The organism is Streptomyces sp. NPDC005181, from assembly GCF_040608395.1.
In the GTDB taxonomy this organism is placed as follows: domain Bacteria; phylum Actinomycetota; class Actinomycetes; order Streptomycetales; family Streptomycetaceae; genus Streptomyces.
In genome coordinates, this window is record NZ_JBEXID010000004.1 from 135,696 (window position 1) to 159,565 (window position 23,870).

Below are 23,870 nucleotides of genomic sequence, written 5' to 3' on the forward strand. Positions count from 1 at the left end.
GGCGGCGGTGTGCCCGGGGGCGGCGCACCGTACGGAGGAGCGCCGTACGGGGGGCCTCCCGGGCCACCGGGATGGGGTGGCGGATGGATGCCGCCGCCGAAGCCCGGGGTGATACCGCTCCGGCCCCTCAGCCTCGGGGACATACTCGGCGGAGCCTTCTCCACGATGGGCCGCTACTGGAAGCAGCTGTTCGGCGTGGGCGCGACCGTGTACGGCGGGGCGCTGGTCATGCTCGGGGTGGCGGTCACGATCGCGTACTCCGCGGTCAGTGACCCTCTGCGCCGGGTCATCGAACTCTCCTCGGAGGAGAGCCCGCGCACGGAGGACATCGTGCCGCTGGTGATCGCCTTCGGCGCCGTCTGGCTGGTGGCCATCCTGGCGCTGATCATCGGCACGGCGATGATGTACGCCACGGTTCCGGCGGTTCTGCAGGACGCGGTGCTGGGCCGGCCGACCACATTCGGCATCATCTGGCGCCGGGCCTGGGCGCGGGTCCCGGCCGTGATCGGCACGGTCTTCCTGACCTCCCTGGTCGCGGCGATCCCGGTGGTGCTCGTGATGGTCGCCTTCATCGCCATGATGATCGCCTTCATCACCCTGGACGGCGGATCCGGTGGCGGGGTGGCGATCGCGGTGGGCGTCCTGGGGGCTCTGGCCACCGCCCCGCTGGCGACCTGGCTCTGGGTGAAGTTCTCACTGGCCCCCGCGGCCGCGGTCTTCGAGGGGCAGCGCCCGGTCGCCGCCCTGCGCCGCTCGTCGCAGCTGGTGCGCGGCGACTGGTGGCGGATCTTCGGCATCTCGCTGCTGGCCTTCGTCATGGCGGCCGTGGCGAGCTACATCATCCAGATTCCGTTCTCGGTCCTCGGTATGTTCCCCGGCATGATCGGCATGGAGAGCCTGGGCTCCGACCCGAATCCGACGGCGGTCGTTGTCGCCATGAGCGGCTACCTGGTGGCGACGCTGCTGGGCCAGCTGGTCGGCCAGCTCGTCTCGGCGACGTTCCCGCAGCTGGTGACCGGGCTGCTCTACGTCGACCGCCGGATGCGCAACGAGAACCTGGGCCCGGTGCTCGCCGAAGCCGCTGCCGTACCCCCACAGTTCGGCCCGTGAGCGCGGGCCGGGCCCGTGAACACGGGCCCGGCCCGGGTTCGGGTACAGGCGGCTCTCAGTCGATGAGCGAGTTCTTCGGACTCAGCACACAGAATTCGTTCCCCTCGGGGTCCGCCAGCACCACCCAGCTCGCATCGGCGCCCTGGCCGATGTCCAGCCGGGTGGCCCCGAGGCCGATGATCCGCGCGACCTCCACGGCCAGGTCGTCGGGGGCGAGATCGATGTGCAGCCGGTTCTTGACCGCCTTCTCCCCCGGTACGGGGACGAAGGTGATGCCGGGCACTGCGTTCTTGTGGGCGCCGATGACGATTTCGTCGTCGGCTTCGAAGAGCACCTTCCAGTCGAGCACCCGGCACCAGAACCGGGCCTGCGACGGCAGATCGTGGGCGTCGACGACAATGGAGTAAAAGGAAACGGCCATGACCGCCAGTCTGCCCGGCGGTCATGGCCGTTCGCCATGAAATAACGCGAAGCCGCGCCCGTACGTCAGCTGCTGACGGTGAACCAGACGGACCGGGACTTCTTCCACTCGGCGTGGTCGAGGTCCTTCGCCTCCGTGCCGTCCCCGTACAGATCGGCAGAGCCGGCGTCCGTGATCAGCTGCGCCCGCGCGCCGGGCACCGTCAGGTCCGGCACGTCGACGACGGCCTCCCAGCCGCCCGGGTCCGCGGTCGGCAGATCGGCCCGCTTGACCGGCGCGTGTCCGGCGACACCGTCCCACGAGTAGAGCGCGTAGGGGTCGGAGTTGTCGTCGGCGGCCCAGGAGCCGGCCACGATCAGATACTGGTCGGCGGCGTTCTTCCGGATGTCCCGGATGCTGAGCCCGCCGAGGTCCAGCTCGATCGGCGTGCCGATGGCCGCCTTCGCCCCGCTCCCGGCCACCTTGTCGAAGTTGGTGACGGGCACGATCAGCGCCTTGCCGCCCTCCTTCGGCGGGACGAGCGGCGCCCGGAAGCCGAGGTACGCCGTGGTGGCCGAGCCGGGTGCGAACTCCAGACCCTCGATGTTGAACCCGTCGATCTGCTTGGGCACGTGACCGCTCGCCGTACCGGCGGCGAAGCCGTACCGGTTACCGTTCGCCTTGTCCCAGGCGACGAGGTCGTCCCGGAGCTTCTTGTACGAGCCGCCGACCGTCAGCTGGGTGGCGGCGCCCGACCCGGTCACCGTCGTGGTGAAGACGGTGTTGCGGTCGGACTTGTACTCGCCGTCCTTGTTGTTGCCGAGCGAACCGGTCCAGTAGACGGTGTTCCCGACCCGGGTCGCGCCCTCGATGTCGATCTCCTTGTCCGCCCCGAGCGCCGAGCCGACGTCCCAGCTCCTCACGGGCGCACCGGATGCCGAACGGCTGTACAGTCGCAGCGTGTTGGACTCGTCGTCGGCCACCACCGCATAACCGCCGCCGACATCGACGGCGGCCGAGGCGTCCGAGGACCCGGTGAGGTAGCGCGTGTCGGCGGAGTTCTGCACAGCGGCGGACGCGGCGTAGTGCAGCGTCTTGGTGGCGGTCTTGCCGCCGAGCCCGGTGACCTTGATCGTGAGGTCCGTGTAGCCCCGCGTGTGCGCGGCGACCGAGAGCTGCCGGGTGGCGCCGGCCCCTGTCACGGTCACATCACCGGTTCCGGCGACGGACGACTTGGAGCTGGCGGACGCCGCCACGCCGAGCGCGGTGACATCGGCGCCGCTCTGCGCGACGGTGACGGTGATCACGGGGTCGCCGGTCGCTCCGACGGCGCCGGAGAGGTAGGCAGCCGACAGAGTGATCGTCGGGGTCCCGTAACTCACGGCGTGCGCGGGGGTGTTGACCCCCAGGGCGGTCAGCACAAGAACGCCGGTCGCGGCGGCGGCCGCCCGGCGATTCCGGAGCGAAAGCTGATGCAGCACAGGGTGCCTCTCGTCGGCGTGATGTCGAGGAGTAGGGTCCGGTTCCCGCGCCAACGGCGGACCCACACCGTGCGTCCAGCAGACGAACAACGCCGAACGGCCCCCGGCAGAAGCCGGGGGCCGTTCGGCCATGCACATGGCTCAGACGTTGAAGCCGAGCGCGCGCAGCTGCTCGCGCCCGTCGTCCGTGATCTTGTCCGGGCCCCACGGCGGCATCCAGACCCAGTTGATCCGCAGCTCACTGACGATGCCGTCGGTCGCGGACTTCGCCTGGTCCTCGATGACATCGGTCAGCGGGCAGGCCGCGGACGTCAGCGTCATGTCGAGGGTGGCGATGTTGGCGTCGTCGATGTGAATGCCGTAGATCAGGCCCAGGTTGACGACGTCGATGCCCAGCTCGGGGTCGACGACGTCGTACAGGGCCTCGCGGACCTCCTCCTCGGAGGCCGGCTTGGTGGTGAGAGTCTCGTTGTCGCTCATGCCGTCTTCCCTTCGGACAGCGCCTGCGCCGTCGCATCCTTCCACGCCATCCAGCTCAGCAGCGCGCACTTGACCCGGGCCGGGTACTTCGAGACACCGGCGAACGCGACCGCGTCCTCCAGCACCTCCTCCATCGCGTCGTCCGGCTCCAGCTGGCCCTTCGAGTGCATCAGCTCCAGGAAGGTCTCCTGGATCTTCTGCGCGTCGCCCAGCTCCTTGCCGACCAGCAGCTCGTTCAGCACGGAGGCGGAGGCCTGGCTGATGGAGCAGCCCTGACCCTCGTACGACACATCGGTGATGGTCTCGCCGTCGTACTTCACCCGGAGTGTGATCTCGTCGCCGCACGTCGGGTTGACGTGGTGCACCTCGGCGTCGCCGTCCCGCAGGCCGCGCCCATGGGGGTGCTTGTAGTGGTCCAGGATCACTTCCTGGTACATCGAATCAAGCTTCACCAGTCAACCCTCAGCCGAAGAAGTTCCGTACGTGCTCCAGACCGTCCACCAGGGCGTCGACCTCGGCAGGCGTGGAGTACAGATAGAACGACGCTCGCGTCGTCGCAGGAATTCCGTACCGCAGGCAGACCGGCCGCGCGCAGTGGTGTCCGACCCGGACCGCGATGCCCTGCTCGTCGAGTACCTGGCCCACGTCGTGCGGGTGGATGTCGCCGAGCGTGAACGAGATCGTGGCGCCGCGGTCCTCCGCGGTGGCCGGACCGATGATCCTGAGGTCCGGGACCTCCAGGAGACGCTTCACCGCGTACTCGGTGATCGCGTGCTCGTGCTGGAAGATCTTGTCCATGCCGATCGCCGAGAGGTAGTCCACGGCCGCGCCGAGGCCGACGGCCTGCGCGATCGGGGGCGTACCCGCCTCGAACTTGTGCGGCGCCGGGGCGTACGTCGACGAGTGCATCGACACGGTCTCGATCATCTCGCCACCACCGAGGAACGGCGGCAGGTCCTCCAGCAGCTCGTGGCGGCCCCAGAGCACACCGATGCCGGTCGGGCCGACCATCTTGTGACCGGTGAAGGCCACGAAGTCGGCCTGCAGCGCCTGCACGTCGAGCACCATGTGCGGGGCGGCCTGCGAGGCGTCGATGCAGACCAGCGCGCCGACCTGCTGGGCGCGGCGGATGATCTTCTCGACCGGGTTGATCGTGCCCATGATGTTGGAGACCAGCGTGAAGGAGACGATCTTCGTCTTCTCCGTGATGATCTCGTCGATGTTGGACAGGTCGAGGCGGCCGTCGTCGGTGATGCCGAACCACTTCAGCTTCGCGCCGGTGCGCTGCGAGAGCAGCTGCCACGGCACGATGTTGGAGTGGTGCTCCATCTCCGTGGTGACGATCTCGGTCTCGTGGTCCACCCGGTAGGGCTCGTCGGCCCAGCCGAGCATGTTGGCCACGAGGTTGAGCGACTCGGAGGCGTTCTTGGTGAAGATCACCTCGTTGCGGCTCGGCGCGTTGATGAACGCGGCGACCTTGTCACGGGCGCCTTCATACAGCGCCGTGGCCTCCTCCGCGATCGTGTACACACCGCGGTGGACGTTGGCGTTGTGCCGCTCGTAGTACTCATTGAGAGCGTCGAGCACCTGGCGCGGCTTCTGCGAAGTCGCCGCACTGTCCAGATAAACGATCTTCTTCCCGTCATGGACCGTACGATCCAGCAGGGGGAAGTCCTTGCGGATCGCCTCGGTGTCGAGGAGGCCCGGCAGCTGTGTCACGCGGAAGCGCCACCCTTCACATATGCCTCGTAGCCCTCGTTCTCCAGCTTGTCGGCGAGCTCGGCGCCGCCGGACTCGGCAATACGGCCGTTGGCGAAGACGTGCACGAAGTCGGGCTTGATGTAACGGAGGATCCGCGTGTAGTGCGTGATCAGCAGCGTGCCGACCTCGCCGCTCTCGCGGACCCGGTTGACGCCCTCGGAGACGACGCGCAGGGCGTCGACGTCCAGGCCGGAGTCGGTCTCGTCGAGGATCGCGACCTTCGGCTTGAGGAGCTCCAGCTGAAGGATCTCGTGGCGCTTCTTCTCACCGCCGGAGAAGCCCTCGTTGACGTTGCGCTCGGCGAACGCCGGGTCCATCTGGAGGTCGGCCATCGTCTCCTTGACCTCCTTCACCCAGGTACGCAGCTTGGGCGCCTCGCCGCGGACGGCGGTGGCGGAGGTACGCAGGAAGTTGGAGACCGAGACACCCGGGATCTCGACCGGGTACTGCATGGCCAGGAAGAGGCCGGCGCGGGCGCGCTCGTCGACGGTCATCGCCAGGACGTCCTCGCCGTCCAGGGTCACCGTACCGCTGGTGATCGTGTACTTGGGGTGACCCGCGAGGGAGTACGCGAGGGTCGACTTGCCGGACCCGTTGGGGCCCATGATGGCGTGGGTCTCGCCCTGCTTCACGATCAGGTCGACGCCCTTGAGGATCTCCTTCGTGGCGTGGTCGGCCTCGACGGAGACGTGCAGGTCGCGGATTTCAAGCGTTGCCATGGGTGACTCAGGACTCCTGGGTGACGGAGACGAGCACATCGTCCCCTTCGATCTTGACGGGGTATACGGGGACGGGGCGCGTCGCGGGAAGGCCGGACGGCTTGCCGGTGCGCAGGTCGAAGCTGGAGCCGTGCAGCCAGCACTCGATCATGCAGTCCTCGACCTCTCCCTCGGACAGTGAGACGTTCGCGTGCGAACAGATGTCGTTGATCGCGAACACCTCGCCCTCGGTGCGGACCAGGGACACCGGCGTACCGTCGAGCTCCACCCGCTTCGGGGTGTCCTCCTCCAGCTCGCTCAGCGCACAGACTTTGACGAAGGCCATCAGACGGAAGCCTTCAGCTCGGCCTCGATCTTGTCGAGCAGACGGGCCTCGACGTCCGGCAGACCGATCTGCTGGACGAGTTCGGCGAAGAAGCCGCGCACGACGAGTCGGCGGGCCTCCTCGGCCGGGATGCCGCGGGACATCAGGTAGAAGAGCTGCTCGTCGTCGAAGCGGCCGGTCGCGGAGGCGTGACCGGCGCCGACGATCTCGCCGGTCTCGATCTCCAGGTTCGGCACGGAGTCGACCCGCGCCCCGTCCGTGAGAACCAGGTTGCGGTTCATCTCGTACGTGTCGGTGCCCTCGGCCTTGGCCTGGATGAGGACGTCACCGATCCATACGGCGTGCGCGTCCTGACCCTGAAGCGCGCCCTTGTAGACGGCGTTGGACTTGCAGTGCGGGGTGTTGTGGTCGACCAGGAGGCGGTGCTCCTGGTGCTGGCCCTTGTCTGTGAAGTACAGACCGAAGAGCTCGGCCTCGCCGCCGGTGCCCGCGTAGGAGACCCGCGGGTGCAGCCTGACCAGGTCGCCGCCGAAGGTGACGACGATCGACTTGAAGGTGGCGTCCCGGCCGATCAGCGCGTTGTGCTGGGCGGCGTGGACGGCGGTGTCGTCCCAGTCCTGGACGGAGACGACCGTGAGCTTCGCGCCGTCACCGAGGACGTACTCGACGTTGCCCGCGACGATCGCGTCGCCGGTGTGGTCGATGACGATGACCGCCTCGGCGAAGGCTCCCAGCTCGACGACCTGGTGGGCGTAGGCCACACCGCCCTCGCCGTGCACGGCCATCCGGATCGGCTCGGGAAGCACGGCCTCCTTGGCGACCGTGATGACCGAGGCCTGCTCGAAGGACGAGTACGCCTGGGCGGCGACGCGGTCCACCGGGGTGCCGGCCCGGCCGAGCCGGGCGTCGTCACGGCCGACGGTCTCGACGGTGACGCCCTCGGGGGCCTCCACCACAAACTTGACGGCGCCACCGGTCGCGACGGCCGTGCCGTCGTGCAGCCCGCGCAGCCGCTCCAGCGGCGTGAACCGCCACTCCTCCTCGCGGCCGTGCGGGACCGGGAAGTCCGCTACGTCGAAGGACGGGGGCGCGCTCATGCGCGTGGCGACGGTCGACTCGGCGGCCACCGCGATGGACCCGGTGGTGGTGGACCCCGCCGGAATGTTCTGAGCCTCAGCCATGGCTGTCGTAGTGCTCGCTTTCTCTGTCAAAAGTCGGGGGATTCGGTCGTCAGGCTGTGCTAGCCGACCGAACCCTCCATCTGCAGCTCGATCAGCCGGTTGAGTTCAAGCGCGTACTCCATGGGCAGCTCGCGCGCGATCGGCTCGACGAAGCCACGCACGATCATGGCCATGGCCTCGAACTCGGTCAGACCGCGGCTCATCAGGTAGAAGAGCTGGTCCTCGGAGACCTTGGAGACGGTGGCCTCGTGGCCCATGGACACGTCGTCCTCGCGGACGTCCACGTACGGGTATGTGTCGGAGCGGGAGATCGTGTCGACCAGGAGCGCGTCGCACAGCACGTTGGACTTGGAGCCCGCGGCGCCCTCGCCGATCTCGACCAGACCGCGGTACGAGGTACGGCCGCCGCCTCGCGCCACCGACTTGGAGACGATGTTGGAGGAGGTGTTCGGCGCCATGTGGACCATCTTGGATCCGGCGTCCTGGTGCTGGCCCTCGCCCGCGAAGGCGATGGAGAGCGTCTCGCCCTTGGCGTGCTCGCCCATCAGGTAGACGGCCGGGTACTTCATGGTGACCTTGGAGCCGATGTTGCCGTCGACCCACTCCATGGTCGCGCCCTCGTATGCCACGGCGCGCTTGGTGACCAGGTTGTAGACGTTGTTCGACCAGTTCTGGATCGTCGTGTAGCGGCAGCGGCCGCCCTTCTTCACGATGATCTCGACGACGGCGGAGTGCAGCGAGTCCGAGGAGTAGATCGGTGCGGTGCAGCCCTCGACGTAGTGGACGTAGGCGTCCTCGTCGACGATGATCAGCGTCCGCTCGAACTGGCCCATGTTCTCCGTGTTGATGCGGAAGTAGGCCTGCAGCGGGATGTCGACGCGGACACCCTTCGGCACGTAGATGAACGAGCCGCCGGACCACACGGCCGAGTTCAGCGAGGCGAACTTGTTGTCGCCGACCGGGATGACGGTGCCGAAGTACTCCTTGAAGAGCTCCGGGTGCTCCTTCAGCGCGGTGTCCGTGTCGAGGAAGATGACGCCCTGCTCCTCCAGGTCCTCACGGATCTGGTGGTAGACGACCTCGGACTCGTACTGCGCGGCGACACCGGCGACCAGGCGCTGCTTCTCCGCCTCCGGGATGCCGAGCTTGTCGTACGTGTTCTTGATGTCCTCGGGCAGGTCCTCCCAGGACTCCGCCTGCTTCTCGGTGGACCGCACGAAGTACTTGATGTTGTCGAAGTCGATGCCCGACAGGTCCGAGCCCCAGTTCGGCATGGGCTTCTTGTCGAACAGACGCAGGCCCTTGAGGCGGAGCTTCAGCATCCACCCGGGCTCGTTCTTCTTGGCCGAGATGTCGCGTACGACAGCCTCGGAGAGGCCACGCTTGGCCGCCGCGCCTGCCGCGTCGGAGTCGGCCCAGCCGAATTCGTACGTACCCAGACCCTCGAGCTCAGGGTGGGCAGTCTCCGTGGGGAGCGTCATGCGGGGTTCCTCCCGGCCGTGTTTGCAGATGCTGATGTGGTGGTCTGTGCGGTTGCGGGTCCGCCACGCGGTACGAACGTCGTGCACACCCCGTCGCCGTGGGCGATGGTGGCCAGACGCTGCACATGGGTCCCGAGCAGGCTGGAGAAGATCTCCGTCTCCGCCTCGCACAGCTGCGGGAACTGCTCGGCGACATGTGCGACCGGGCAGTGGTGCTGGCACAGCTGCTCGCCCTGCTGAGGGCCCGGCGCACTTCGCGCCGTAGCAGCGTACCCGTCGGCGGACAAGGCCCTGGCCAGCGCCTCTGTGCGCCGCTCGGGGTCCGCCGCGTCCATCGCCTTGCGGTAGACCACCGCCTGCGCGGCGGCCCTGGCGCGGACGAAGGCGACGACCGCTTCGTCGCCCGAGGTCTCGGCGATCCAGCGGAGAGCGTCGGCGGCAAGCTTGTCGTACGACTGGTCGAAGGCGTCCCGGCCACAGTCGGTCAGAGCGAACACCTTGGCCGGGCGGCCGCGAGTCCGCGCCCCGTACACCCGCTGTTCGCGGGCCTCGACGACAGCGTCGGAGACGAGGGCGTCGAGATGGCGGCGGACGGCGGCCTGGGTCAGCCCGAGGCGCTTCGCCAGGTCGGCGACGGTGGACGGGCCATGGTCCAGGATGGAGCGCGCGACCCGGTTGCGCGTCGAGCGCTCGCCGGTCGCGAGTTCCTCCTGCGGAGCCTCGCCCTGGTATTTCACAACGCCATTGTTGCGTAATTCCTCCGGCCCTGACAACCACGGTCCGAAACGATCAATGGTGGAGTTCGTCACTTAGGGTTACCTAATCCGGCCCCGGGGGACTCGCCCGCCGGACCGCTGCCTAGACTTACCGGCCATGAAGAACGAGCCGGTCGTGCAGATCCGTGGCCTGGTGAAGCGGTACGGCACCAAAACCGCGGTGGACGGCCTCGACCTGGGCGTACGCACCGGTGCGGTCACCGCCGTCCTCGGCCCCAACGGCGCCGGCAAGACCACCACGATCGAGACCTGCGAGGGCTACCGCCGGCCCGACGCGGGCACCGTGCGCGTCCTCGGCCTCGACCCGGTCGCCGACGCGGCCGCGCTCCGGCCCCGGATCGGCGTGATGCTGCAGTCGGGTGGTGTGCACTCCGGAGCACGCGCCGACGAGATGCTCCGCCACATGGCGAAACTCCACGCCCACCCGCTCGACGTCGACGCCCTGATCGAGCGCCTCGGCCTCGGCAGCTGCGGCCGTACGACCTACCGGCGGCTGTCCGGCGGCCAGCAGCAGCGGCTCGCCCTGGCGATGGCCGTCGTCGGCCGCCCCGAGCTGGTGTTCCTGGACGAGCCGACCGCGGGCCTCGATCCGCAGGCCCGCCGCTCCACCTGGGATCTCGTACGGGAGCTGCGCTCCGACGGAGTGTCGGTGGTCCTCACCACCCACTTCATGGACGAGGCCGCGGAGCTCGCCGACGATGTCGCCATCGTCGACGCGGGCCGGGTCATCGCCCAGGGCAGCCCGGAGACGCTCTGCCGCGGCGGCGCCGAGAACACCCTGCGCTTCACCGGCCGCCCGGGCCTCGACCTCGGTTCGCTGCTGAAGGCGCTGCCCGACGGCACGCAGGCGGCCGAGCTCATCACCGGCGCGTACCGCATCACCGGCCAGGTCGATCCGCAGCTGCTGGCCACCGTCACCTCCTGGTGCGCACAGCACGGCGTGATGCCGGACGGCATCGCCGTCGAGCGCCACACCCTGGAGGACGTCTTCCTGGAACTGACCGGCAAGGAGCTGCGCGCATGAGCGCCGGTACGTACGCCCCGCGGCCCGGTGCCGCCCCACTGCCCCGCATGATCGGCACGCAGGCCGCGCTGGAGACGCGGATGCTGCTGCGCAACGGCGAGCAGCTGCTCCTGACAGTGATCATTCCGACGCTGCTGCTGGTGCTGTTCAGCGCGGTCGACATCGTGGACACCGGCGCGGGCAGGTCCGTCGACTTCCTGGCGCCCGGCATTCTCGCGCTCGCCGTCATGTCCACCGCCTTCACCGGCCAGGCGATCGGCACCGGTTTCGAGCGGCGCTACGGCGTGCTCAAGCGGCTCGGCGCCTCACCGCTGCCCCGCTGGGGCCTGATGACCGCCAAGACCCTCTCCGTGCTGGTCACCGAGGTGCTGCAGGTCGTGCTGCTGACGGCGATCGCGTTCGCGCTGGGCTGGTCGCCGCACGGCAGCCCGTTCGCCGTCCTGCTGCTCCTCGTGCTCGGCACCGCGGCCTTCTCCGGGCTCGGACTGCTGATGGCCGGGACGTTGAAGGCGGAGGCGACGCTCGCCGCCGCCAATCTGGTCTTCCTGCTGCTGCTGGTCGGCGGCGGGGTCATCGTGCCGCTGGACAAGTTCCCGGACGCGGTGCAGTCGGCGCTCGGGCTGCTGCCGATCGCGGCCCTGTCGGACGGCCTGCGGGACGTGCTCCAGCACGGCGCCTCGACGCCGTGGCGGGATCTCGGGATCCTCGCGGTCTGGGCGGTGCTCGGGCTGGGCGCGGCGGCGAAGTTCTTCCGCTGGGAATGACCGCGGGCGGACCGCTCCGTCCCGACGGTTCGGGGTAACTCGTCCCCCTCGTGAAACCTTGCACAAGCCGCCGCTTACGATGGTGCGCGTGCCCAAGCTGACCCGAGCCGAAGTCGCTCAAGCCGCGCGGAACCCGCTTCTCTGCATCGCCGGACGCTGGACTCCGTCCCCCCGGACGGTCCGCCGCGCGGCGATGTCGGCCGTCGTGATGGCCGTGCTCATCGTGGTGACCGGCGGCGCTGTCCGGCTCACCGGCTCCGGTCTCGGCTGCCCGACCTGGCCCAAGTGCACCGACGAGTCCCTGACGACGACCAGCGCGATGGGCTTCCACGGCGCCATCGAGTTCGGCAACCGGATGCTCACCTACGTCCTGTGCGCGGCGGTCGGCTGGACGATCATCGCCGCCCGCTCGGCGAAGCCGTGGCGGCGCAGCGTCACCCGGCTCGGCTGGGCGCAGTTCTGGGTGGTCATGGGCAATGCGGTGCTCGGCGGCATCGTGGTGCTGGTCGGCCTCAACCCGTACACCGTCGCGGCGCACTTCCTGCTCTCCACCGCACTGCTCACGGTCGCTGTGGTGACCTGGCAGCGGGTCCGTGAGGGCGACGCCGAGCCCCGTCCGCTGGTGGGCAGGGCAGTCTCGCAGCTGACCTGGCTGCTGACGGCCGCGGCCGGTCTGCTGATCGCGGTCGGCACGGTCGTCACGGGTGCCGGACGGCACGCGGGCGACTCCAGCGATGTCCACCGCATCCCGCTCGACTGGAAGATGATCGCGCAGCTGCACGCCGATCTCGCATGGGTCGTGGTGGCGCTGACGGTGGCGCTCTGGTTCGTACTGAAGGCCGTCGGCGCGCGGGTCGGGCCGCAGCGCCGCACCCGCGATCTCTTCCTGGTGCTGATGGCGCAGGGCGTGATCGGTTACGTCCAGTACTTCACCGACACCCCGGAGATCCTGGTCGGGCTGCACATGCTCGGCTCGTGCCTGGTGTGGATCGCAGTCCTGCGGGTCCTGCTGTCGCTGCGCGAGCGCCCCTCGGCCGTCGCCCCTGTCCCCGGCCCCGCCGTCGAAACTCCGGAGCCCGCAGCCGCCGGCTGAGCGAGTTCCCGGCGGCGGGCCAGATAGCCGGCCGGCGGGCAGTGGGGTTCGAGGCCCAGCAGCGGCGGGCACCAGCGGCGCACGGCGAGGCCGGTCTGGGTGTCGAAGAAAGTGGTGCCGGGGGCGGGCCGCCCGCCGGCCGCGACGGCCGTCGCGGCCGGGCCTCGAAGGTGCCGAGACCCAGCTCGGTGCGGAGCACCCCGTGGCCGTGCTGGTCGACCAGATCCGCCACGGGCAGTATGTCGGTCATCCGGGGCTCCCTGCGGCAACGTGTGTGTACACGTCCTAACGGGTGACCCCGGTGTCAGGTGTTGCTCCCGCACCACCGGGATGCGCCCCGCGCGCCCTTCGAGTGCGCCCGGGCGACCGGTCAGGCCTTGTTGGACGGGCCGCCGACCTGGATCCCGGCCATCCGCGTCCACTCGTACGGGCCGGTGCGGACCTTGGCGGCGAACTCGCCGTCGAAGGACTCGTGCATGGTGATACCGGCCTTCGCGGTGGCGCTCTCGGCGACCGCGTACGACGGGGCGACCAGGTCGCCCCAGCCGCCGTCCTCGCCGACCAGGACGATGCGGGTGCCCATCTGCCCGATGTAGGCGAGCTGCCCCTCGGCGCCGCCGTGCGCCTTGGCGAAGGCGCCGATCTGCTTGGCGAGCCTGGCTGCCTTGCGCTCCGCGCGGGCGGCCTGCTTGCTGTCGTCAACCTGCTGGGTCTCTGCCGTCTCTGCCATGCAACGGATGCTACCGATGGGTAGATCAACTGGCGACGGGCGGGCGACGTGGCATGGGCCACGTCGCCCGCCCGTCGGCAGGAGCAGAAGCGGAACTACCGCAGGAAGGGGTCCACCGCGACAGCGACGAACAGCAGCGAAACATAGGTGATCGACCAGTGGAACAGTCGCATCTCCTTCAGCTTCGCTCCGGACACCCCGGCCTTGGCCCGGTTCTGCAGGCCGTGTGCCTCCCAGAGCCAGAACCCGCCGGTCAGCAGCGCCACCGAGGTGTAGAACCAGCCGGTGTAGCCGAGTGGGGTCAGCAGCAGCGAGACGGCCACCATCACCCAGCTGTAGAGGACGATCTGGCGGGCCACCACCCGATTGGAGGCGATGACCGGAAGCATCGGAACGCCGACCCGGGCGTAGTCGTCCTTCACCTTCATCGACAGCGGCCAGTAGTGCGGCGGCGTCCAGAAGAAGATGACGGCGAAGAGGATGACGGCGGCCCACGACATGGAGTTCGTCACGGCGGACCAGCCGATGAGCACCGGCATGCAGCCCGCGATGCCGCCCCAGACGATGTTCTGCGAGGTGCGGCGCTTCAGCAGCATCGTGTAGACGACGACGTAGAAGAGCAGCGCGCCGAGCGACAGCGCGGCGGACAGCCAGTTGACCAGCAGTCCGAACCAGACCGTCGAGATCACTGCGAGGGCGATGCCGAAGGCCAGGCACTCGCGCGGGCTCACCATGCCGGTCACCAGCGGGCGTTGTGACGTACGGTCCATCAACGCGTCGATGTCGCGGTCGATGTACATGTTGAGCGCGTTGGCACCGCCCGCGGAGAGAAATCCGCCGATGGTGGTGGTGAGTACGAGCCACAGGTCGGGCACACCTTGAGCGGCCAGGAACATCACCGGAACAGTGGTGATCAGCAACAGCTCGATGATCCGCGGCTTGGTCAGCGCCACGAATGCCTTGATACGGGCCCCGAACGGGCGATGGCCCCCTGGGCTCGGAGTCAAGGCGACCCCTGCGGGTCGGGACTCGACGGCCGTCACGCACACCCCTGACAGAGAAATCCCAGCAAGCTCCGGGCATGAAGGCCCAGTGAAGACTTGCGCGAACCAGACCACTGTAGACGTTGGGGACAGGCCGTTCTTCGCGGGGGTGGCGTCGTGTTGGAGTGGCGCGGAAGTGCCGCACCGGAGCAGTGCAGAAGTGCCGTTCGGAAGAGGCGCATAAGTATGGAGTGGCGCTCATCGGAGTAACGCAGAAGTAGCCGGTCGCGCTCATCGGAGTAGCGCAGAAGTGAGCCGTCCCGCTCATACGGGAGGCGAACTCCGCGGGTGGCCTGCACCCTGGAAAGCACCCGGAAATTGCGGCTTCTGTCGGGGGTAGGCTCGACAATGTCCGGTGCGGTCACAGTCACCGGTTTACAACAGTGGAGAGGAGCCCTGACTCAGGGTGAGCACCAAGCCGACCACCACAGACCTCCAGTGGACCGAATTGGACCAGCGGGCCGTGGACACTGTCCGCGTCCTTGCCGCCGACGCCGTACAGAAGGTCGGAAACGGCCACCCGGGTACGGCGATGAGCCTGGCTCCCGCCGCGTACACCCTCTTCCAGAAGGTGATGCGGCACGACCCCGCCGACGCGCAGTGGACGGGCCGCGACCGGTTCGTGCTCTCTGCGGGCCACACCAGCCTGACCCTGTACATCCAGCTCTACCTGGCCGGCTACGGCCTGGAGCTCGATGACCTCAAGGCGTTCCGTACCTGGGGTTCGAAGACCCCCGGGCACCCGGAGTACGGCCACACCACCGGCGTCGAGACGACGACGGGCCCGCTGGGCCAGGGTGTCGCCAACGCCGTGGGCATGGCCATGGCCGCCCGCTACGAGCGCGGTCTGTTCGACCCGGAGGCGGCTCCCGGCACCTCCCCGTTCGACCACATGGTCTGGGTCATCGCCGGTGACGGCTGCCTGCAGGAGGGCATCTCCGCGGAGGCGTCCTCGCTGGCCGGGCACCAGAAGCTCGGCAACCTGGTCCTGCTCTGGGACGACAACCACATCTCCATCGAGGGCGACACGGAGACCGCGGTCTCCGAGGACACCCTGAAGCGGTACGAGGCGTACGGCTGGCACGTCCAGCGCGTCGCCCAGCTGCCCAGCGGCGACCTGGACCCGGTGGGTCTGTACAACGCACTGCAGGCGGCCAAGGCCGAGACCGAGCGCCCGTCGTTCATCGCGGCCCGCTCGATCATCGCCTGGCCGGCCCCGCACGCCCAGAACACCGAGGCCTCGCACGGCTCGGCGCTCGGCGACGACGAGGTCGCCGCAACCAAGAAGGTCCTGGGCTTCGACCCGGAGAAGACCTTCGAGGTCTCCGACGAGGTTATCTCGCACACCCGTGAGGCGCTGGACCGGGGCCGCGAGGCCAAGGCCGCGTGGGAGAAGACCTTCGCCGCGTGGCGCACCGCCAACCCGGAGCGCGCCGCCGAGTTCGACCGGATCGCGGCGGGCGAGCTGCCCGCGGGCTGGGAGGACAAGCTTCCCGTCTTCGAGCCGGGCAAGGCGGTCGCCACCCGCGCCGCCTCCGGCAAGGTGCTCCAGGCGCTCGGCGAGATCATCCCCGAGCTGTGGGGCGGCTCCGCCGACCTCGCGGGCTCGAACAACACCACGATCGACAAGACGTCGTCGTTCCTCCCGGCGGGCAACCCGCTGCCGGGCGCGGACCCGTACGGCCGAACGATCCACTTCGGTATCCGCGAGCACGCCATGGCCGCGACCATGAACGGCATCGCACTGCACGGCAACACCCGCATCTACGGCGGCACCTTCCTGGTGTTCTCCGACTACATGCGCAACGCCGTGCGTCTGTCCGCGCTGATGCACCTGCCGGTGACGCACGTGTGGACGCACGACTCGATCGGTCTCGGCGAGGACGGCCCGACCCACCAGCCGGTGGAGCACCTGGCCTCGCTGCGCGCCATCCCGGGCCTGAACGTCGTTCGCCCGGCCGACGCCAACGAGACCTCCATCGCCTGGCGCGAGATCATGCGCCGCTACACCAAGGTGTTCGGCAAGGGAGCCCCGCACGGTCTGGCGCTGACCCGCCAGGGCGTGCCGACGTACGAGGCGAACGAGGACGCGGCCAAGGGCGGCTACGTGCTCTTCGACTCCGAAGGGACCGACGGGCAGAGCGCGGAGCCGCAGGTCCTCCTGATCGGCACCGGTTCCGAGGTGCACCTCGCCGTCGAGGCGCGCGAGGAGCTGCAGGCGGCCGGCATCCCGACCCGGGTCGTGTCGATGCCGTCGGTCGAGTGGTTCGAGGAGCAGGACCAGGCGTACAAGGACAGCGTTCTGCCGCCGTCCGTGAAGGCCCGCGTCGCCGTCGAGGCGGGCATCGGCCTGACCTGGCACCGGTACGTCGGTGACGCCGGCCGGATCGTCTCGCTGGAGCACTTCGGTGCCTCGGCCGATGCCAAGGTCCTCTTCCGCGAGTTCGGCTTCACCGGCGAGCACGTGGCCGCCGCAGCGCGGGAATCTCTCGCCGACGTCACGCGCTGACGCCGTTATACGACTAGTAGGAGATGCAATTCTCATGACAGACGCACTCAAGCGCCTCTCCGACGAGGGCGTGGCGATCTGGCTCGATGACCTGTCGCGCAAGCGGATCACCTCCGGCAACCTCGCCGAACTGATCGACCAGCAGCACGTCGTGGGCGTCACCACCAACCCGTCGATCTTCCAGAAGGCGATCTCGCACGGCGACGGTTACGAGCAGCAGCTCACCGACCTCGCCACGCGCAAGGTCACGGTCGACGAGGCCATCCGCATGATCACGACGGCGGACGTCCGTGACGCCGCCGACATCCTGCGTCCGGTCTTCGACGCCACGGACGGCCAGGACGGCCGGGTCTCCATCGAGGTCGACCCGCGGCTGGCCCACCACACCGACGCCACGATCGCCGAGGCCAAGCAGCTCGCCTGGCTGGTGGACCGGCCGAACACGCTTATCAAGATCCCCGCGACGAAGGCCGGTCTGCCGGCGATCACCGAGGTCATCGGCAAGGGCATCAGCGTCAACGTCACGCTGATCTTCTCGCTGGAGCGCTACCGCGCGGTCATGGACGCCTACTTGGCGGGCCTGGAGAAGGCGAAGGCCGCGGGCCTGGACCTCTCCAAGATCCACTCGGTGGCTTCGTTCTTCGTGTCCCGCGTGGACTCCGAGATCGACAAGCGACTCGATGCGCTGGGCACCGACGAGGCCAAGGCGCTCAAGGGCAAGGCGGCGCTCGCCAACGCCCGGCTGGCTTACCAGGCGTACGAGGAGGTCTTCTCCTCCGACCGCTGGGCCGCCCTGGACAAGGCGCGGGCCAACAAGCAGCGTCCGCTGTGGGCCTCCACCGGCGTGAAGGACCCCGCGTACAAGGACACGCTGTACGTCGTCGACCTGGTCGCCCCCGGCACGGTGAACACCATGCCCGAGGCCACCCTGGAGGCCACGGCCGACCACGGGGAGATCACCGGCGACACCATCGCCGGCACCTACGCGCAGGCGCAGGCCGAGCTCGACGCCATCGGGAAGCTCGGAATCTCCTACGACGACGTCGTGCAGCTCCTCGAGGACGAGGGCGTCGAGAAGTTCGAGGCGTCCTGGATCGATCTGCTCAACTCCACCGAGGCGGAACTCAAGCGCCTCGCCCCTTCGGAGGGCTGACCACTTTGTCTGGTGTTCCCGGAGCCAACCCGCTCCGTGACGCCCAGGACCGCCGGCTCCCGCGTATCGCGGGGCCGTCGGGCCTGGTCATCTTTGGCGTCACGGGCGATTTGTCCCGCAAAAAGCTGATGCCCGCCATCTACGACCTGGCCAACCGCGGCCTGTTGCCGCCGGGCTTCTCGCTCGTCGGCTTCGCGCGCCGTGAGTGGCACGACGAGGACTTCGCGCAGGAGGTCCACGACGCCGTCAAGCAGCACGCGCGTACGCAGTTCCGTGAGGAGGTCTGGCAGCAGCTCATCCAGGGGATGCGCTTCGTCCAGGGCAACTTCGACGACGACGCGGCCTTCGAGACCCTCAAGACCACCATCCAGGAGCTCGACAAGGAGCAGGGCACGGGCGGCAACTTCGCCTTCTACCTGTCCGTGCCGCCGAAGTTCTTCCCGAAGGTCGTCCAGCAGCTCAAGAAGCACGGGCTGGCGGACCAGAAGGAGGGCTCCTGGCGGCGCGCCGTCATCGAGAAGCCGTTCGGCCACGACCTCGCCAGCGCGCAGGAGCTCAACCAGCTCGTGCACGATGTGTTCCCGCCCAACGAGGTCTTCCGCATCGACCACTACCTGGGCAAGGAGACGGTCCAGAACATCCTGGCGCTGCGCTTCGCCAACACGATGTTCGAGCCGATCTGGAACCGGTCGTACGTCGACCATGTCCAGATCACGATGGCCGAGGACATCGGCATCGGCGGCCGGGCCGGCTACTACGACGGCATCGGGGCAGCCCGTGACGTCATCCAGAACCACCTGCTCCAGCTGCTGGCGCTGACGGCGATGGAGGAGCCCGGCTCCTTCCACCCGAAGGCCCTGGTCACCGAGAAGCTCAAGGTGCTCACGGCGGTGGAGCTGCCGGAGGATCTGGGCAAGCACACCGTGCGCGGCCAGTACGCGAACGCGTGGCAGGGCGGCGAGGAAGCGCTCGGCTACCTCGAGGAGGACGGTATCGACCCCAAGTCGAAGACCGACACCTATGCCGCGATCAAGCTGACGATCAACAACCGCCGCTGGGCGGGCGTGCCATTCTACCTCCGGACCGGAAAGCGGCTCGGCCGCCGGGTCACCGAGATCGCGGTCGTCTTCAAGCGCGCGCCGTATCTGCCCTTCGAGTCCAGTGCGACGGAGGAGCTGGGCGGCAATGCTCTGGTCATCCGGGTACAGCCGGACGAGGGCGTCACGGTGCGGTTCGGCTCCAAGGTCCCCGGCACCTCGATGGAGGTCCGGGACGTCACGATGGACTTCGCCTACGGCGAGTCCTTCACGGAGTCCAGCCCGGAGGCGTACGAGCGGCTCATCCTCGATGTGCTGCTGGGCGACGCCAACCTCTTCCCCCGCCACCAGGAGGTCGAACTCTCCTGGAACATCCTCGACCCGATCGAGGAATACTGGGACAAGCACGGCAAGCCCGCGCAGTACGGTGCGGGCACCTGGGGTCCGGCCGAGGCGGACGAGATGCTCGCACGAGACGGACGGAGCTGGCGTCGGCCATGAAGATCGATCTCACGGAAACCACTTCCAGCAAGATCAACCAGGCGCTGGTGTCGGCCCGGCGTGCCGCCGGCTCCCCGGCCGTCGGCATGGTGCTGACCCTGGTGATCGTCACCGACGAGGAGAACGCGTACGACGCTCTGAAGGCGGCCGGCGACTCCTCGCGCGAGCACCCCTCGCGCATCATCGCGGTGATCAAGCGGGTCAGCCGTTCGCCGCGCAGCCGGCGCGACGCACGGCTCGACGCCGAGGTGCGGGTCGGTTCCGACTCGAGTTCCGGCGAGACCATCGTGCTGCGACTGCACGGTGAACTTGCCAACCACGCCCAGTCGGTGGTCCTGCCACTGCTGCTGCCGGACGCCCCGGTCGTGGTGTGGTGGCCCGAGGACGCGCCCGAGGACCCGGCCAATGATCCACTGGGCGCACTCGCCCAGCGCCGGATCACGGACGCATATTCGGCGGAGCAACCGAGCGCCGAACTCGCGGTGCGCGCCCAGTCGTACACCCCGGGCGACACCGATCTGTCCTGGACCCGCATCACGCCGTGGCGCTCGATGCTCGCGGCCGCACTCGACCAGAAGCCCGTCGAGGTCGTCTCGGCGACGGTCGAGGGCGAGTCCGAGAACCCGAGCTGTGAGCTGCTCGCCATGTGGCTCGCGGACCGGCTGGGCGTGCCGGTGGAGCGCACGCAGTCCGCCGGTCCCGGTCTGACGGCCGTACGGATGCAGACCAAGGACGGCACCATCGTCCTGGACCGGCCCGACGGTTCGCTGGCCACGCTCTCCATGGAGGGGCAGCCGGACCGCGCGGTGGCGCTCAAGCGACGGGAGACCGCCGAACTGCTCGCCGAGGAACTGCGGCGTCTCGACCCGGACAACATCTACGCGTCCGCGGTGAAGTTCGGCGTGGACCGGCTCGGCGGCGCGGCGGAGCCTAAGGCCGCCGAGCCGGAGAAGCCCGCCACCGCCACCGCACCGGCAGCCGCGAAGAAGACTGCGGCGAAGAAGGCGACAGCGAAGTGAGTGCCCCTCAACTTGTCGTGCACCGCGACAAGGATCTGATGGCGCAGGCCGCCGCGGCCCGGCTGATCACGAAGATCGTGGACGCCCAGGCCGCGCGCGGTCACGCCTCGGTGGTGCTCACCGGCGGACGCAACGGAAACGGCCTGCTGGCCGCTCTCGCCGAGGCGCCCGCCCGGGACGCGATCGACTGGTCGCGGCTCGAACTGTGGTGGGGCGACGAGCGGTTCCTGCCGGAGGGCGATTCGGAGCGCAATGTCACGCAGGCCCGCAAGGCCCTGCTGGACTCGGTGCCGCTGGACCCGTCCCGGGTCCATGCGATGCCCGCGTCGGACGGCCCCTGCGGCAACGACGCCGATGACGCAGCGGCCGCGTACGCCGACGAACTGGCCGCCGCGGCCCGTCCGGAGGACCACGGCCCGGTACCGACGTTCGATGTGCTGATGCTGGGCGTGGGCCCGGACACGCATGTCGCGTCACTCTTCCCGGAGCTGCCCGCGGTACGGGAGACCGAGCGCACCGTCGTCGGTGTGCACGGCGCTCCCAAGCCGCCACCCACCCGGGTCTCGCTGACGCTGCCCGCGATCCGGGCGGCGCGCGAGGTGTGGCTGCTCGCGGCGGGCGAGGACAAGGCGGAGGCCGCGGAGATCGCGCTGTCGGGTGCCGGGGAGATCCAGGCCCCGGCGGCGGGCGCGTACGGACGCAGCCGGACCCTGTGGCTGCTGGACGCGGCGGCGGCCTCGCGGCTGCCGCGCGCGCTGTATCCGCCGGCCTCTCCCTGAGCGGTCGTCAGTACTGCTGTACATCGGGCCCGGTCCGCTCTCAGGAGCGGACCGGGCCTTCGCCGTGAAAGGCTCCGGCCATGGTGCGTATCGGAACCGTGGTGATGGGTGCGTCGGACGTCCGTAGGGCGGCCGCCTTCTGGACGGCGGCGCTCAGCTATGTGGAGCGCGAACCGGCGACGGACGACTGGGTGGTGCTGGTACCGGCCGACGGGCAGGGCATCGGACTGTCCCTGGGGCTGAGCGAGTCCCCCCCTGCAGGAGGTCCCCCGGGTCCATCTGGATCTGTACACCGAGGAACAGGACGCCGAGGTGGAGCGGCTGCTCACGCTCGGGGCGGCCCGGGTCGACTGGCAGCTGTATCCGCAGGACCCGGACTTCGTGGTGCTCGCGGACACCGAGGGCAACCGCTTCTGCGTCATCGACACGACACACGGCTGACCGGACCGCACGGCCCGGCGGGGTGCGCGCCAGAAAGGGCTCCGGCGGCCCTGGTGCGGCTTCGGAGGCCAGATCGAGGCCTCGGGCGTCGGGGGTTTCGTCGGCACCGTACGGGCCGGCGACGGGGGAAGGGGGCGGCGCACGCCGCGCCGGGACTGCCGCGGTCGACAGCCACTGGGCCGCCACCGGGCGACGGCACTCGGATCCGGCGTGCTGTTCCACGGCCGGAGCCGTACCGCCCTCTCCCCCGTAGTCATCCGGCTCAGCGACCCCTGCGTGTGCGGTACGCGGCGACCAGCGCGGCGGTCGAGCTGTCCAGCTGCTCGGCGCCCCCCGCCGCGGCACCGGCTGATGTCGCGGTGCCGGTCAGCACCGGTTCGATCTTCTTCGCGAGGACCTTGCCGAGCTCGACGCCCCACTGGTCGAACGAGTCGATGTTCCAGATGGCGCCCTGGACGAAGACCTTGTGCTCGTACAGCGCGATCAGCTGGCCGAGGACGGACGGCGTCAGCCGGTCGGCCAGGATCGTGGTCGTGGGGTGGTTTCCCCGGAACGTCTTGTGCGGCACGAGCTCCTCGGCGACGCCCTCCGCACGGACCTCGTCCGGCGTCTTGCCGAAGGCGAGCGCCTGGGTCTGGGCGAAGAAGTTGGCCATCAGCAGATCGTGCTGGGCGACCAGCCCGGGCAGCAGATCGGCGACCGGCTCGACGAAGCCGATGAAGTCGGCCGGGATGACCTTGGTGCCCTGGTGGATCAGCTGGTAGTAGGCGTGCTGCCCGTTGGTGCCGGGCGTACCCCAGACGACCGGACCGGTCTGCCACTCGACCGGATGGCCGTCCCGGTCCACGGACTTGCCGTTGGACTCCATGTCCAGCTGCTGCAAGTAGGCGGTGAACTTGGACAGATAGTGGCTGTACGGCAGCACGGCGTGCGCCTGGGCGTCGAAGAACGCGCCGTACCAGACGCCCAGCAGGCCGAGCAGCAGCGGGGCGTTGGCCTCCGGAGGGGCGGTGCGGAAGTGTTCGTCGACGAGGTGGAAGCCGTCGAGCATCTCGCGGAACCGGCCCGGGCCGATGGCGATCATCAGCGAGAGGCCGATGGCGGAGTCGTACGAGTAACGGCCGCCGACCCAGTCCCAGAACTCGAACATGTTGGCGGTGTCGATGCCGAAGTCCGCGACCTTCTCGGCGTTCGTCGACAGTGCCACAAAGTGCCTCGCGACGGCGTCCTGGTCGGCGCGCAGACCGGTCAGCAGCCAGTCACGGGCGGAGGTGGCATTGGTGATGGTCTCGATCGTGGTGAACGTCTTCGACGCGATGATGAAGAGCGTCTCGGCCGGGTCGAGGTCGCGGACGGCCTCGTGCAGGTCGGCGCCGTCGACGTTGGACACGAAGCGGACGGTGAGCGAGCGGTCCGTGAAGGAGCGCAGCACCTCGTACGCCATGGCGGGGCCGAGGTCGGAACCACCGATGCCGATGTTGACGACGTTCTTGATCCGCTTGCCGGTGTGACCGGTCCACTCCCCCGACCTGACGCGGTCGGCGAAAGCCGCCATCTTGTCGAGCACGGCGTGCACGGCGGGCACCACGTTCTCGCCGTCGACCTCGACGACCGCGTCGCGCGGGGCGCGCAGCGCGGTATGCAGGACGGCGCGGTCCTCGGTGGTGTTGATCTTCTCGCCACGGAACATGGCGTCCCGCAGCTCGGCGACTCCGGTGGCGTCGGCGAGCTCGCGCAGCAGCCGGAGCGTCTCGTCGGTGACCAGGTGCTTGGAGTAGTCGAGATACAGATCGCCGACCCGGAGCGCATATCCGGTGCCGCGCTCGGCATCGTCCGCGAACAGCTGCCGCAGATGGGTCTCACCGAGCTGCTCACGGTGCTTGCCGAGAGCGGTCCATTCGGGCGTCTGATTGAGCTTGGTTCGGCTTTGTGCGTTCATCCCGGATATCAGCCCACTTCTTCTCGTGCTTGCACATGCCCCGCTGCCCTTCCAACTTAATTGATCAGGGAGGCGGACGAGGCGACAGAGAGCTGCGGCGCCGACAAATGCACTCCGGCCGGCC

The 23,870-nt window shown here is 69.0% G+C and carries 22 protein-coding genes and 2 pseudogenes; 10 read left to right on the plus strand and 14 right to left on the minus strand.

Annotated features, from left to right (window positions below; all coding sequences use genetic code 11):
* The first annotated feature begins 87 nt into the window (after nucleotides 1–87).
* Entirely contained in the window at nucleotides 88–1,110 is a 1,023-nt protein-coding gene (locus ABZV38_RS04715; protein WP_356324511.1) for a hypothetical protein, read from the plus strand.
* A gap of 55 nt (nucleotides 1,111–1,165) precedes the next feature.
* Here the strand turns inward: ABZV38_RS04715 and ABZV38_RS04720 are convergent, their stop codons facing one another.
* The 10 genes from ABZV38_RS04720 to ABZV38_RS04765 form a co-directional block, all read right to left on the minus strand.
* Entirely contained in the window at nucleotides 1,166–1,531 is a 366-nt protein-coding gene (locus ABZV38_RS04720) for a VOC family protein (protein WP_356324513.1), read from the minus strand.
* 65 nt (nucleotides 1,532–1,596) lie between these two features.
* Entirely contained in the window at nucleotides 1,597–2,991 is a 1,395-nt protein-coding gene (locus ABZV38_RS04725) for a DUF3616 domain-containing protein (protein ID WP_356324515.1), read from the minus strand.
* Nucleotides 2,992–3,132: 141 nt separating this feature from the next.
* Complete coding sequence (locus tag ABZV38_RS04730) at nucleotides 3,133–3,471, minus strand: metal-sulfur cluster assembly factor (protein ID WP_030974666.1); 339 nt, start codon at nucleotides 3,469–3,471, stop codon at nucleotides 3,133–3,135.
* Nucleotides 3,468–3,923: a Fe-S cluster assembly sulfur transfer protein SufU gene (gene sufU / locus ABZV38_RS04735; RefSeq protein WP_356324518.1), complete on the minus strand. Its 456-nt coding sequence runs from the start codon at nucleotides 3,921–3,923 to the stop codon at nucleotides 3,468–3,470. The genes ABZV38_RS04730 and sufU overlap by 4 nt, the downstream gene beginning before the upstream one ends.
* 10 nt (nucleotides 3,924–3,933) lie before the next feature.
* Nucleotides 3,934–5,190, minus strand: a complete 1,257-nt coding sequence (locus tag ABZV38_RS04740; RefSeq protein ID WP_356324520.1) for a cysteine desulfurase — start codon at nucleotides 5,188–5,190, stop codon at nucleotides 3,934–3,936.
* The gene (sufC, locus tag ABZV38_RS04745; protein ID WP_356324522.1) at nucleotides 5,187–5,951 is read right to left on the minus strand and encodes a Fe-S cluster assembly ATPase SufC; all 765 of its coding nucleotides are present in this window, start codon (nucleotides 5,949–5,951) and stop codon (nucleotides 5,187–5,189) included. The genes ABZV38_RS04740 and sufC overlap by 4 nt, the downstream gene beginning before the upstream one ends.
* Before the next feature lie 7 nt (nucleotides 5,952–5,958).
* The gene (locus ABZV38_RS04750) at nucleotides 5,959–6,276 is read right to left on the minus strand and encodes a bifunctional 3-phenylpropionate/cinnamic acid dioxygenase ferredoxin subunit (RefSeq protein WP_030919832.1); all 318 of its coding nucleotides are present in this window, start codon (nucleotides 6,274–6,276) and stop codon (nucleotides 5,959–5,961) included.
* Complete coding sequence (sufD, locus tag ABZV38_RS04755; protein WP_356324525.1) at nucleotides 6,276–7,457, minus strand: Fe-S cluster assembly protein SufD; 1,182 nt, start codon at nucleotides 7,455–7,457, stop codon at nucleotides 6,276–6,278. The genes ABZV38_RS04750 and sufD overlap by 1 nt, the downstream gene beginning before the upstream one ends.
* A gap of 59 nt (nucleotides 7,458–7,516) precedes the next feature.
* Nucleotides 7,517–8,938, minus strand: a complete 1,422-nt coding sequence (gene sufB, locus ABZV38_RS04760; protein ID WP_356324527.1) for a Fe-S cluster assembly protein SufB — start codon at nucleotides 8,936–8,938, stop codon at nucleotides 7,517–7,519.
* Nucleotides 8,935–9,675 carry a metalloregulator ArsR/SmtB family transcription factor gene (locus ABZV38_RS04765; RefSeq protein ID WP_356324529.1) on the minus strand — a complete coding sequence of 247 codons (741 nt, stop codon included), beginning with the start codon at nucleotides 9,673–9,675 and terminating at the stop codon, nucleotides 8,935–8,937. Before ABZV38_RS04765 ends, sufB begins: the two co-directional genes overlap by 4 nt.
* A gap of 136 nt (nucleotides 9,676–9,811) precedes the next feature.
* Here ABZV38_RS04765 and ABZV38_RS04770 point away from each other — a divergent pair, with 136 nt between their 5' ends.
* The 3 genes from ABZV38_RS04770 to ABZV38_RS04780 all read left to right on the plus strand — a co-directional run bounded on the left by ABZV38_RS04770 (nucleotide 9,812) and on the right by ABZV38_RS04780 (nucleotide 12,595).
* On the plus strand, nucleotides 9,812–10,738 hold the full coding sequence (locus ABZV38_RS04770; protein ID WP_356324531.1) for an ABC transporter ATP-binding protein: 927 nt from the start codon (nucleotides 9,812–9,814) through the stop codon (nucleotides 10,736–10,738).
* Entirely contained in the window at nucleotides 10,735–11,502 is a 768-nt protein-coding gene (locus ABZV38_RS04775; RefSeq protein ID WP_356324533.1) for an ABC transporter permease, read from the plus strand. Before ABZV38_RS04770 ends, ABZV38_RS04775 begins: the two co-directional genes overlap by 4 nt.
* A gap of 79 nt (nucleotides 11,503–11,581) precedes the next feature.
* A complete protein-coding gene (locus ABZV38_RS04780; RefSeq protein WP_356324535.1) occupies nucleotides 11,582–12,595 on the plus strand; it encodes a COX15/CtaA family protein in 1,014 nt (337 codons plus the stop codon).
* Between the two features lie 2 nt (nucleotides 12,596–12,597).
* Here ABZV38_RS04780 and ABZV38_RS04785 read toward each other — a convergent pair.
* The 3 genes and pseudogenes from ABZV38_RS04785 to ABZV38_RS04795 all read right to left on the minus strand — a co-directional run.
* Nucleotides 12,598–12,845 (minus strand): annotated as a pseudogene (locus tag ABZV38_RS04785) (amidohydrolase); the annotation flags it as partial.
* A gap of 120 nt (nucleotides 12,846–12,965) precedes the next feature.
* Nucleotides 12,966–13,325: a hypothetical protein gene (locus tag ABZV38_RS04790; RefSeq protein WP_356324537.1), complete on the minus strand. Its 360-nt coding sequence runs from the start codon at nucleotides 13,323–13,325 to the stop codon at nucleotides 12,966–12,968.
* A gap of 95 nt (nucleotides 13,326–13,420) precedes the next feature.
* A complete protein-coding gene (locus tag ABZV38_RS04795; RefSeq protein WP_356324539.1) occupies nucleotides 13,421–14,374 on the minus strand; it encodes a heme o synthase in 954 nt (317 codons plus the stop codon).
* 400 nt (nucleotides 14,375–14,774) lie between these two features.
* On the opposite strand from ABZV38_RS04795, the gene tkt reads away from it, so the two are divergent.
* The 6 genes and pseudogenes from tkt to ABZV38_RS04825 all read left to right on the plus strand — a co-directional run bounded on the left by tkt (nucleotide 14,775) and on the right by ABZV38_RS04825 (nucleotide 21,807).
* On the plus strand, nucleotides 14,775–16,877 hold the full coding sequence (tkt, locus tag ABZV38_RS04800; RefSeq protein WP_356324540.1) for a transketolase: 2,103 nt from the start codon (nucleotides 14,775–14,777) through the stop codon (nucleotides 16,875–16,877).
* Nucleotides 16,878–16,911: 34 nt separating this feature from the next.
* Nucleotides 16,912–18,030, plus strand: a complete 1,119-nt coding sequence (gene tal / locus ABZV38_RS04805; RefSeq protein WP_356324543.1) for a transaldolase — start codon at nucleotides 16,912–16,914, stop codon at nucleotides 18,028–18,030.
* Nucleotides 18,031–18,035: 5 nt separating this feature from the next.
* Nucleotides 18,036–19,568, plus strand: coding sequence for a glucose-6-phosphate dehydrogenase (zwf, locus tag ABZV38_RS04810; protein ID WP_356324545.1), 1,533 nt, complete (start codon nucleotides 18,036–18,038; stop codon nucleotides 19,566–19,568).
* Complete coding sequence (opcA, locus tag ABZV38_RS04815; RefSeq protein WP_356324547.1) at nucleotides 19,565–20,587, plus strand: glucose-6-phosphate dehydrogenase assembly protein OpcA; 1,023 nt, start codon at nucleotides 19,565–19,567, stop codon at nucleotides 20,585–20,587. Before zwf ends, opcA begins: the two co-directional genes overlap by 4 nt.
* The gene (gene pgl / locus ABZV38_RS04820) at nucleotides 20,584–21,366 is read left to right on the plus strand and encodes a 6-phosphogluconolactonase (RefSeq protein ID WP_356324549.1); all 783 of its coding nucleotides are present in this window, start codon (nucleotides 20,584–20,586) and stop codon (nucleotides 21,364–21,366) included. The genes opcA and pgl overlap by 4 nt, the downstream gene beginning before the upstream one ends.
* A gap of 80 nt (nucleotides 21,367–21,446) precedes the next feature.
* Nucleotides 21,447–21,807 (plus strand): annotated as a pseudogene (locus ABZV38_RS04825) (VOC family protein).
* Nucleotides 21,808–22,069: 262 nt separating this feature from the next.
* On the opposite strand, the gene pgi reads toward ABZV38_RS04825, so the two are convergent.
* Nucleotides 22,070–23,746 carry a glucose-6-phosphate isomerase gene (gene pgi / locus ABZV38_RS04830; protein WP_356324551.1) on the minus strand — a complete coding sequence of 559 codons (1,677 nt, stop codon included), beginning with the start codon at nucleotides 23,744–23,746 and terminating at the stop codon, nucleotides 22,070–22,072.
* Nucleotides 23,747–23,870 lie beyond the last annotated feature (124 nt).